At 41.0% G+C, this 11,864-nt stretch carries 7 protein-coding genes; 2 read left to right on the top strand and 5 right to left on the bottom strand.

The genetic code is table 11. The annotated features are described in order from the left end of the window. Positions 1-5: 5 nt before the first annotated feature. From rpoB to adhP, 5 genes are all read right to left on the bottom strand, one after another. Entirely contained in the window at positions 6-3,596 is a 3,591-nt protein-coding gene (gene rpoB, locus AC1EKL_RS03190; RefSeq protein WP_480188319.1) for a DNA-directed RNA polymerase subunit beta, read from the bottom strand. 274 nt (positions 3,597-3,870) lie between these two features. Beyond that, a complete protein-coding gene (locus tag AC1EKL_RS03185; RefSeq protein WP_480188320.1) occupies positions 3,871-4,461 on the bottom strand; it encodes a TetR/AcrR family transcriptional regulator in 591 nt (196 codons plus the stop codon). A 139-nt stretch (positions 4,462-4,600) separates the two neighbouring features. After that, complete coding sequence (locus AC1EKL_RS03180) at positions 4,601-7,087, bottom strand: ATP-dependent Clp protease ATP-binding subunit (RefSeq protein ID WP_480188321.1); 2,487 nt, start codon at positions 7,085-7,087, stop codon at positions 4,601-4,603. A gap of 17 nt (positions 7,088-7,104) precedes the next feature. Then, on the bottom strand, positions 7,105-7,572 hold the full coding sequence (locus AC1EKL_RS03175; protein ID WP_480188322.1) for a CtsR family transcriptional regulator: 468 nt from the start codon (positions 7,570-7,572) through the stop codon (positions 7,105-7,107). Positions 7,573-7,740: 168 nt separating this feature from the next. Then, positions 7,741-8,766, bottom strand: coding sequence for an alcohol dehydrogenase AdhP (adhP, locus tag AC1EKL_RS03170; RefSeq protein ID WP_464465149.1), 1,026 nt, complete (start codon positions 8,764-8,766; stop codon positions 7,741-7,743). Between the two features lie 623 nt (positions 8,767-9,389). Between adhP and AC1EKL_RS03165 the strand changes: the two genes are divergently transcribed. Next, positions 9,390-10,499, top strand: coding sequence for an amino acid permease (locus AC1EKL_RS03165; RefSeq protein WP_480188323.1), 1,110 nt, complete (start codon positions 9,390-9,392; stop codon positions 10,497-10,499). A 22-nt stretch (positions 10,500-10,521) separates the two neighbouring features. Next, on the top strand, positions 10,522-11,847 hold the full coding sequence (glnA, locus tag AC1EKL_RS03160; protein ID WP_480188324.1) for a type I glutamate--ammonia ligase: 1,326 nt from the start codon (positions 10,522-10,524) through the stop codon (positions 11,845-11,847). The last annotated feature ends 17 nt before the right edge of the window (positions 11,848-11,864 follow it).

Here is an 11,864-nt window from a genome sequence, read left to right as displayed (position 1 = left end):
CTTTTTTAGTCTTGCTTAGCTTCATTTGGTTCAGCTGACGTTGATTGATCAGCATTTGCCGTTTCTTGTTGTTTTTGTTGGGCGTGTTGCGCTGATTTACGAACATCAATCACATCTTCGTCCATGTTTTTAAGTTGTACTTCTTCATGGTTATTGTCGAGCACTTTCATGTCCAAACCAAGAGATTGAAGTTCCTTAACCAATACCCGGAATGATTCTGGAACACCTGGTTTTGGAATCTGATCACCATTAATAATGGCATCATAAGTATTAACCCGTCCAACAACGTCATCTGACTTGTAAGTCAAGATTTCTTGCAAGGTGTAAGATGCACCATATGCTTCAAGGGCCCAAACTTCCATTTCACCGAACCGCTGGCCCCCAAATTGGGCTTTACCACCAAGTGGTTGTTGGGTAACTAATGAGTAAGGTCCAATTGAACGTGCGTGGATCTTATCATCAACCATGTGAGCTAATTTCAGATAGTGCATAACACCAACGGCAACTCGTTGTTCAAATGGTTCACCAGTCCGTCCATCATAAAGGATTGTCTTCCCATCTGATGGCAAACCGGCTTCCTTAACAGCATCCCAAACGTCTTGATCAGTGGCCCCATCGAAGACTGGAGTAGCAATGTGAATCCCTAATTCACGGGCTGCCATCCCCAAGTGTAATTCGATAACCTGACCAATGTTCATTCGTGATGGCACACCCATTGGGCTTAACATGATATCGATTGGTGTTCCATCTGGCATGTATGGCATGTCCTCTTCAGGAACAACGATCGAAACCGTCCCTTTGTTACCATGCCGACCGGACATCTTATCCCCGACCTGGATCTTCCGCTTTTGGGCAATGTAGACCCGGACCATCTTGTTTACACCAGGTGACAGTTCATCCCCGTTTTCACGAGTGAAGACTTTAACGTCTTGGATAATTCCGCCACCACCATGAGGAACCCGAAGTGAAGTATCACGTACTTCACGAGACTTTTCACCAAAGATCGCATGCAGTAAACGCTCTTCTGCTGATAATTCAGTAACCCCTTTTGGTGTTACCTTACCAACCAAGATGTCACCATCATGAACTTCAGCACCAACCCGAACGACACCATTTTCATCCAAATTCTTTAATGCATCAGCACCAACATTTGGAATTTCGCGAGTCATTTCTTCGGGTCCTAGCTTAGTTTCACGAGCTTCTGATTCGTAAGATTCGATATGAATTGATGTATAAACATCATCCTTCACTAATCGTTCAGAAATTGCGATGGCATCTTCGAAGTTATAACCTTGCCAAGTCATGAATGCAATCAGTGGATTTTGTCCTAATGCCAATTCACCTTGTTCCATTGATGGACCATCAGCCAAAATATCGTCAGCATCTACATGTTCACCAACTGTAACAATTGGACGTTGGTTATAGTTCTTACCACCATTTGAACGACGGAATTTCATTAGTTTGTAAGTATCAAGAGTGTCATCATCACGACGAACACGAATTTCACGTGCATCAACATATTCAACAGTTCCAGAGTACTTAGCAATTAAGGCAACCCCAGAGTCATGAGCAGCCTTATATTCAATCCCCGTTCCAATCAGAGGAGCATGAGGATTAATAAGCGGAACAGCTTGCCGCTGCATGTTGGCCCCCATCAACGCACGGTTAGAGTCATCGTTTTCCAAGAATGGAATACATGCAGAAGCAACAGAAACTACTTGTTTAGGAGAAACGTCCATGTAATCAACGTTTTCAGCGGTAGTTGAAATATAGTCATCTTTATCACGACACATAATTTCATCTTCGGCAAATGAACCATCATCATTTAGCTTAGTGTTAGCTTGCGCAATGATGTAGTTATCTTCTTCATCCGCTGTTAAGTAGTCAATCTTATCCGTAACTTTATGAGTTTCCCAAGAAACCCGCCGGTAAGGCGTTTCAATAAAGCCATACTTATTTACTCGTGCGTAAGATGATAAACTGTTGATCAATCCAATGTTTGGTCCTTCAGGAGTTTCGATTGGACACATCCGACCATAGTGCGTATAGTGAACGTCCCGAACTTCATATCCAGCACGATCACGAGTTAAACCACCAGGTCCAAGGGCAGAAAGACGCCGCTTATGAGTCAATTCTCCCAGTGGGTTAGTTTGGTCCATGAATTGTGAAAGTTGAGATGAACCAAAGAATTCCTTGATGGAAGCTACAACTGGACGAATGTTAATTAATTGTTGTGGAGTAACCGTATTGATATCTTGGATTGACATCCGTTCACGAACAACCCGTTCCATCCGTGCCAAACCAATGCGGAATTGGTTTTGTAATAATTCACCAACAGAACGAATCCGCCGGTTACCTAAGTGGTCAATATCATCAGTTGAACCAATTCCTTCTGGGAGATTAAAGAAGTAGTTTACTGAAGCAATAATATCAGCCGGTTGAATGTGCTTGAGTTCCAATGGAATATGGCCGTTGGAAACGATTGGCACAACTCGTTCTGGGTCCTTCTTAGAATAGACCAGAATCTTTTGGAGCTTAACTGGTGCAGTTACTACAGCTTCATCGGAAGGTGTGTACGTCACCATCTTAAAGTCATCGCTTTCAAGAGCTGGTTCTAACTTTTTAAGGACTTCTTTAGTAACTACATCGCCCTTATTAGCTAAAATTTCACCAGTTTCTGGGTCAGCCAAGGTTTCAGCCAAGGTTTGTCCCAACAAACGATACTTCATCTTAAGCTTCTTATTTGTCTTGTAACGTCCAACTGGTGCCATATCATAGCGCTTTGGATCAAAGAAACGCGCGGTCAAAAGACTCCGTGCAGAATCCGCAGTCTTCGGTTCACCTGGACGTAACCGTTCATAAATATCTTTCAATGCTTCTTCAACACGGGAGTCTTCAGCATCTTTATGAACATCCTTATCCAGAGTTGCGCTCAGTGAGTCAGAATTACCACCAAGCATTTCAATGATTTCATCATCTGAACCAAAGCCCAGCGCACGAACTAACTCTGTTAATGGTAATTTCCGTGTCCGGTCAATCCGCACATATGAAATTCCCTTAGCATCCGTTTCGTATTCCAACCATGCACCACGGTTAGGAATGAAGTTGGCACCATAACTTGGCCGACCATTCTTGTCAGTTTCTTCATTATAATAGACCCCTGGTGAACGAACTAATTGAGAAACAATTACCCGTTCTGCACCATTAATAATGAAAGTCCCTTGATCAGTCATTAGTGGGAAATCACCAAAGAACACATCTTGTGACTTAATTTCACCAGTTTCGTGGTTGGTTAAGCGTAATGTGACGTGGAGTGGTGCTGAATAGTTAGCGTCATGTTCACGTGCTTCATCAACTGTATACTTAGGTTCCATAAGTTGATAATCAACGAATTCCAAAGAAAGTTTCCCTTGGAAATCATCGATTGGCATAATGTCATTAAACATTTCCCGGATACCCTTATCCATAAACCAATTATATGAATTAGTTTGGATCTCAATCAGGTTCGGTAGATCAAGAACTTCCTTAATCCGAGAATAACTACGACTGGTACGGTGTTTACCGTATTTTACTAAATGTCCGGCCAAAGTATTCACCTCTCTAATTTGTTGGGTAAGTTCAACTTGCGAAATATTACATTTTGATTACATTTTGGATAAAATGCAACTTTTGGGCAAAAAAAATCCAAAAGCAGCTGGCAACTACCTTTGGGATTTATAAGGATTGCAATGGACAATAGATCATCACAACCGTTGAACTTACAGTTAAATACTTTCAAAGTATAATCGTTTTTTCTGACTAAGTCAACCGTTGCGACACTAAAAAAGAGGTTAGCTCATTAACTAACCTCTTTTATCTGAACGTGATTTCTTAACGCTGATTCAATCCGTTCATAAAGATATCTAAAATAATCCGGTTACGTTGTTCTTGCGTAATAGAACGGCCACCAAACTTTTGAAATGAATTAAACATTGGACTAAGACTAGCAATAAATAGCTCCGCAGCTTCTTTCGGCAACACATCTGGTCGCATCTTGATGTCAGGTTGCTTAAAGAATTCAGAAACTGGCTCAATGTAATCAATCATAAAAATTACATTTAATTTTCGCTTTGAACTTTGGCTAAGCAAATCCCCCGCGCTTTGCCACTGTTCATAGATATCTTTTGGATGCAGACGCAACAGGGTCTTAGCTAACTCCCATAAACGTTCTTCACCTTTTAGTTCGCTTTCCCGCATCACCTTATTTACTTCTTGACGAACCCGACTTCCATGACTAGTCATTACATCTAAAAAGAGTACTTCCTTATCGTTAAAGTGGTGATATAAAGCGGGCTGGGTAATTCCGATTTCTTTAGCAATATCACGGGTGGACGTCCCCCCAAAGCCATTATTCAAGAACAACTTAGTTGCCGTCTTCATAATTGCTGTCCTGGTTTTTGCTAATTGTTCAGATCTTCTCATATTTCAAACGAGCCTTTCTCATATTCAGTTTAACCAAATACCAACTATTTTAGTTTGCCAAAATAATTGTACATTATTTACTCATTTTTTCAATAAATTTTCGCGAACTTTATTTCCTAATCAAATCTACTGTTCTTTATCATTGAACAGCCAACGGATGTTTCCTACCAGCTTTTTGACTAGTAAAAGTTAGTTTTCCTTGACGAGCACCCACCGTGACCGTAGCAGCATTCTCAATTTCAACAGAAAGCAATGCTAAGCTAAGTGGATCTTCTACTAATGTTTGAATGGAACGACGTAGTGGTCGAGCACCATACTCTGGATTATAACCATCTTGGGCTATCAGATTAATTGCGGCGGGAGTAAATTTCAATGTGACATTTTGCTCTGCCACCCGCTGGGTTAAATCCTTTAATAGTAATTTGACAATTTGATGGAGATCATTCTTTGTCAAAGAATGGAAAACAATCGTTTCATCAATCCGGTTCAAAAATTCAGGCCGGAAATGTAACTTTAGCTGTTCCTGAATAGCTGCTTCCATCGCTGCATAGTTATCTTGAAGATCCTTAGCACCAAAACCAACTGTCTTTTCATCTCGAAGCTGGGTAGCTCCTAAATTAGAAGTCATAATTAAAATCGTATTTCTAAAATCGACTTTACGACCCTTCGAATCAGTCAAGAAACCATCATCTAACACTTGCAATAGTAAATTAAAAATATCAACATTTGCTTTCTCGACCTCATCCAGCAGCACGACAGAATATGGATGTTGCCGAACTTTCTCCGTTAATTGGCCACCTTCTTCATAACCAACATATCCCGGAGCAGCTCCAACTAACCGACTAGCACTGTACCGTTCTTGGTATTCTGACATGTCGATACGAATCATGTTGTCTTCCGAACCAAACATTTCTTCTGCTAACGCCTTAGCTAGTTCCGTCTTACCAACACCAGTTGGGCCTAGGAACATGAACGAACCAATTGGTCGGTGAGAATCCTTCAACCCGCTCCGTGCTCGACGAATAGCCCGTGCTAAAGCTGTTACGGCTTCATCTTGGCCAATCACCCGTTGATGAAGTCCTTTTTCTAAGTGCACCAGTCGATCGCTTTCTTTTTTCTTCAATTGTGTTAGTGGCACACCCGTCCACTCTGAAACCACCTGTGCAATATCATTATCGTCAATTTGTAGTGAATACTCATCTTGAGCTTCCATTTTTTGCCGGTGATCCCGCTCACGATCAACCTTATCCTTTAGTTTTAGTTCTTGCTGTCGCAATTTTGCCGCCTGATCAAAGTCTTGTTGTTCGATTGCCAATTCTTTTTGATCACGTAACTCATCCAGCTGACGAATTTGCTTAGCAAACGCAGTATTTCGCCCTTGACCATCAATCCGTTTCATTGCAGCCGCTTCATCCATTAAGTCAATTGCCTTATCTGGAAGAAAACGGTTAGTAATATACCGATCCGACAATGTTACCGCCGCCTCTAAGGCCTGATCAGTAATCTTTAGATGGTGATACTTTTCATATTTTGGCCGAATCCCCCGTAAGATCTCCACTGAAGCCTTTTTTGTCGGTTCGTCGACCGTGACAGTTGCGAAGCGGCGTTCAAGTGCTGAATCAGATTCTATGTGCTTTTGATACTCATCTAATGTTGTCGCACCAATTAACTGCAATTCACCACGTGCTAACGCCGGCTTTAAAATATTAGAAGCATCAATCGCGCCTTCAGCACCACCAGCACCAACTAGTGTGTGTAATTCATCAATAAATAGGATCACATTACCGTCCTGGTAAATTTCATTAATGATTTTCTTTAGACGATCTTCAAATTCACCACGATATTTAGTTTCTGCAACTAATGACCCCATATCTAACATCATTAGTCGACTACCAATTAAATTAGCTGGAACTTCTTCTTTAACAATTAACTGCGCCAGCCCTTCAACAATCGCCGTCTTGCCAACACCCGGTTCACCAACTAAGACTGGGTTGTTTTTAGTCCGGCGACTTAAAATTTGGACGACCCGCTTAATTTCACGATCACGGCCTACCACCGGATCCGGATCTTCATCACGGGCCATTTTAGTCAAATCACGTGCCAGTTTATCGAGGGTTGGAGTCTTACGGCCATTTCTTTGAGAACTATTTGGTTGATTATTAAACCGTTGTTTAGCATTATTAACCCCTAACCGACGTAGAAGAGTCCGGCGAGCTTGCGGAACATCTACGTTCAGGCTATTTAAAATCCGCGAAGATAAAATATTACTGTCGCCGAGCAAGGCTAACATCAAATGCTCGGTTCCAATTTGGTTAGTGCCTAACTGTTGAGCTAACTGGCCAGCTACCGAGAGCACCTCTCGCATTTTAGGAGAGTATGGCAAATAGCTATCGGCAGTCATATTAGTCATCGTTCCATAGCCTGTAAAACGTTCAATTTCTTCCCGAAGATCATCCGTTGTAACATTTAACTGCCGTAATAAATTTGCAGCAACCCCATTCTTTTCTAAACTCAACGCCAGTAATAGGTGTTCGGTCCCAACTGCTTGATGTTTGAAGTAACGCGCCTGTTCTTGAGCAATATTCAAAGCTGATTGTGCATTAGGAGTATACAAATAATCTGCCATAAGCGTTCTCCTTTCAGTTAACTTTCATAACGAAGACGATTTAAAAAAGCGATAAGCACCCGAGCACGCAGTCGATCTGCATTTTGCCGTGCAGTTACACCAAGGGTGTCTTTTGAGAGCGCCGCTAACATTAAGTCACCCTCTCGCCGTGAGATAACCTTTTCTGCATACAATGTTTGAACAATCGTAAACGCATCATTTTCCGTTAGCGATTGGCCAATTGTATTGATGAGCATATCTAGTACATCAACATCATCAATCAGATTAACCCGTTCAATCCGGATATAACCACCGCCACCCCGCTTACTTTGTACTAAATAACCATTTTGCAATGTAAAGCGTGTTTTGATGACGTAATTAATCTGCGATGGAACAACGTCAAAATGATTAGCAATCTCAGAACGACGAATTTCTACTTTTTCATCATCTGCTAAAATCGATTTTAAATACTTCTCAATAATATCTGAGATACTTTTCTCTTCCATTTTCTCATCCCCATCTCTGACTAATATTGACCTTAATCTTAATAACATTATAACAGACACAGCTTTTTCAATGAAAGAGCAATTCCAATTCATCATTGAGTCATATTTAAGACAACAAAAACAGCCCGCAATCTATCATTGCGAACTGTTTTTAAATTGTTTTAAATATTAGTCCTTGTTGTGAACAAAGTCAACAACGTTCCGACCAACAACTTTATTGTCCTTCAATTCTTGAATCATGTCGTTAATTTCTGAAAGCTTCCGAGTCTTAACAATTGGGTGAACCTTACCTTCGGCACCAAATTGGAAACATTCAGCTAAGTCTTGACGAGTACCAACCAATGAACCAGCAACGATGATTCCATCAAGAACAGTCTTGGCAATATTTAGTTTCATATCACCTTGTGGAAGGGCAACGGCAACTAGCTTACCATCTGGACGAAGTGAGTTAACTGCTTGGTCAAAGGCAGCAGTGGTAACAGCAGTAACAACAGCTGCATGAACCCCGCCAACCTTTTCTTGAATTTGTTCATCAACATTATTGTCATGACGGTTAATGCAGATTTCAGCACCATTTTCTTTAGCAGCCTTCAGTTTGTCAGGGTTACCATCAACGGCAATTACATGTGCACCAAAAACGTTGTGGGCAAATTGAATTCCGAGGTTACCTAAACCACCGGCACCAACAATTGATACCCATTGACCAGGCTTAATGTCGGCAACCTTCAAAGCCTTGTACATAGTAACACCAGCACAAGTTAATGAAGTAGCTTCAACTGGATCAAGTCCTTCTGGAACCTTAACAGCGTAATCAGCAGGAACAATACATTGTTCAGCCATCGCACCATCAGCAGTGTATCCAGCGTTCAAAACGTTCCGACAAAGAGTTTCACGACCAGTCAAACAATATTCACAATGGCCACAGCCCTTGAAGAACCAAGCGATTGAAACCCGATCACCAACTTTAAGGCTTGTAACACCAGGAGCGACCTTTGATACACGACCAACCCCTTCATGTCCAATAATCCGACCAGGCTTCTTACCGAAGTCACCAGCAGCACAGTGAAGGTCAGTGTGGCAAAGTCCACAGTATTCCATGTCGACTAATGCTTCGCCGGGCTTCAAATCACGTAATTGAACATCTTTAACAGTAACGTAACCGTCTACTGGATCATTAATAACAGCAGCTTTCATAGTGCAAAAATCTCCTTTTTCCTTGTTTGAAATCGTTTACGTCTATTATCATAGCAGAATTTCGGCAAAAATAAAGTGAAATATTGAACATTCTTTGTAAATTATTATGGACCATTAGTTAAGAATCGCCCCTGACTTCAGACCACGCTTGACATGAACGTTAAAACCAAAACAAATAATTTTTGTTACCATTTTCACTTACTTAAATAAAGCAGCGATAGTTGTTTCATGTTAAATTTACACTTTTCTTTTTTGTAAAATTATTTTACATATAATGCTTAATTTCATTTCTGCAAAAAAAGTCGAACCCATTGGAAGTAACCGGTTACATTGATTTTATAAGTGAAAATATCTACTGTCGTGATTAATTAATCATATTTTATTTTTCTTCGTTAGCTGCCTATATTCCTTAACAAAATTAAGATATTAGACATTACAGCTTGAAAAAGTTTAGATTTATGGACATATTTTAGATTATGTATAGTGACATTTAACGTTTTTTGTCAATAATTGAAGGTGAAAGGTCCTTTCAAGACAGTTTTGATTTACACAGTAAAAGATTTGTTTTCACCTTTACTAATGGGAAAACCATTAGTGTTTAATTCTAGTGGGAGATGGTGATAATGGCTGATGTTCCAGCTATTGGTCCGCATAGCGGACCGCATTTCAGCCACGACAAAACATTAGATAATAGTACAAAGCAATATAACCAGTTAACTGGTCTCAAGCTCTTTGCCATGTCATGTTCTGTTGTGATCTCAGTTGACGAATTCGCCCCATTTGGCAAAGCCGGAGCAACCTCATTATTCTGGTTACTTATCGCCGGCATTCTCTGGTTTTTACCAATTACTCAAGAAACTGGGGAAATGGCTTCAATTGATGGTTGGGGTGATGGCGGTATTTTTACCTGGGTCAAAGGTACCCTTGGAGAAAAATCTGGTTGGACTGCAATGTTCTACCAATGGATTCACATCACTGTCAGAATGGACACCATGATGTACTTCGTAATTGGTGCGTTTTCCATTGCAATGACAGTGCCAAAAGCTGATATTCAAAATAGTACAGGCTTTGTCTACACCTATGGACATCTTCTTTCATCAATTGGCTTGCCTGGTGATTTGCTTGGTAAAATCGTCGGCGTCCTTCTCGCTTGTGGCATTATTGGCGAATTAAGTAATTGGTTGGCTGGTCCAAATCAAGGCTTATTTGTTGCTGCTCGTCAAGGATACATGCCAAAGTATTTTGCTAAACCAAACAAGCGTGGCGTCCCAATGCGGATTGTCGTTTTACAAGCAATTGTGGTTACCATTACCGCATTAATGATCACTTTCGATAGTGGTGAAAATGCAGATTTTGCCTTCAATGTTTCCATGGCCGCAACCACCGCACAATACCTGATGGTTTACCTAATGATGATTGTTGCATACATTGTTTTAAAGAATAAATACGAAAATCTGCATCGAACTTATCGAATGAGTAATAGTCGAACTTTTAGTATTGTGGTTGCAGTAATTGGCTTTTTCATTACTTTAATGGCCTTCTTCATTACCTTCATCCCCGCCGAAGGAACTCCTGCTCATCTTCGTTCCACTTATGTAATTACCCTCATAATTATGGTTGTAATCGTTGGAATTTTGCCATTGATTATGTACCGCTATCACGATAAGTGGAGTAAAGAAGTTGCTCAGTACCTAAAGGAAGAAGATAAAACGCTTACTCAAGAAAATAAGTAATTAATTGGGGAGGTAACTTATTATGATTACAGCTGATGACGTTCGGAAACTCGCTAAAGAAGAAAACGTTCGTTACTTACGGATGACCTTTTCAGACGCTTTAGGAGCACTGAAAAACATCGAAATTCCAATTGCGCTCTTAGATGATGCATTAAATAACAAGATTAAAATTGATGGATCTTCTATCAAAGGATTCTTACCAATCGAAGATGCGGATATGTACCTCTACCCTGATACCAATACGTGGAAAATCTATCCTTGGGTTGCCGAGAAAAACAAGACTGCATCGATGATCTGTGACGTTCATAATGTTGATGGTACCCCATTTATTGGCGATCCGCGGAGCATCCTGCGGCGGGAACTCGATGCCGTTAAAGAAATGGGCTTCGATACCTTCGACATTGGGGCAGAACCAGAGTACTTCTTGTTTAAGGCGGATGAGAATGGTAACCCAACCATGAAAGTTAACGATGATGGTTTCTACTTTGACCTTGAACCAAAGGACTTAGGTGAAGCCTGCCGGCGCGAAACCGCAAATACGTTAACCCAAATGGGTTTTGAAGTTGAAGCTGATCACCACGAAGCTGCGGCTGGTCAACACGAAATCGACTTTAAATATGATAAAGCTCTCTACACTGCTGATAACGTTCAATACTTCAAGCTGACAATTCGACGGATTGCTCAAGACTTTGGTCTCTGTGCAACCTTCATGCCAAAGCCAATTACTGGAATTAATGGTTCCGGAATGCACCTCAACATGTCGTTATTCAAGAATGGTCAAAATATGTTTGACGATCCAGATGGTTTGAAGGGACTCTCTGAAACAGCATTGTACTTCTTAGGTGGTGTATTAGCTCACGCTAAGGCGATTACCGCCGTTGCCAACCCAACAATCAATAGTTTCAAACGACTCGTTCCTGGCTATGAAGCACCAACATACGTTGCTTGGTCAACGTCTAACCGGACTCCATTAGTACGGGTGCCAGCTGGACGGGGTAAACTGACCCGGCTAGAACTACGCTCTGGTGATCCAACGGCTAACCCATACATTGCAATTGCCGCTGCACTGGCTGCTGGGATTGATGGAATCAATAACAAGATTATGGCACCAGATCCGGTTGAACGAAACATCTACAAGATGACCGCTCAAGAACGGAAGGACGCTAACATCACTGAACTGCCAGGTTCCCTTAGTGAAGCGATTAAAGATTTGAATGATGATGAGGTTATTAAGAACGCCTTAGGTAGCTACTTCGTTAATAAATTTACAGCACTCAAACAACAAGAAATTAACGATTACAGAACCAACGTTACCGATTGGGAACACAAGCAATATTTTGATAACTAATTAACGCATTGTAACTC

It is taken from the genome of Limosilactobacillus sp. C0001E2 (assembly GCF_056590915.1).
Note: the sequence above shows the minus strand (reverse complement) of the source record. Positions and strands in the feature narration are given on the sequence as shown.

What these genes read in the sequence shown, in the direction of transcription:
- AC1EKL_RS03165 (WP_480188323.1), top strand. Translation starts at nt 9,390, where the DNA reads ATGGCTGATGTTCCAGCTATTGGTCCGCATAGCGGACCGCATTTCAGC.
- AC1EKL_RS03175 (WP_480188322.1), bottom strand. Translation starts at nt 7,572, where the DNA reads ATGGAAGAGAAAAGTATCTCAGATATTATTGAGAAGTATTTAAAATCG.
- AC1EKL_RS03185 (WP_480188320.1), bottom strand. Translation starts at nt 4,461, where the DNA reads ATGAGAAGATCTGAACAATTAGCAAAAACCAGGACAGCAATTATGAAG.
- AC1EKL_RS03180 (WP_480188321.1), bottom strand. Translation starts at nt 7,087, where the DNA reads ATGGCAGATTATTTGTATACTCCTAATGCACAATCAGCTTTGAATATT.
- adhP (WP_464465149.1), bottom strand. Translation starts at nt 8,766, where the DNA reads ATGAAAGCTGCTGTTATTAATGATCCAGTAGACGGTTACGTTACTGTT.
- glnA (WP_480188324.1), top strand. Translation starts at nt 10,522, where the DNA reads ATGATTACAGCTGATGACGTTCGGAAACTCGCTAAAGAAGAAAACGTT.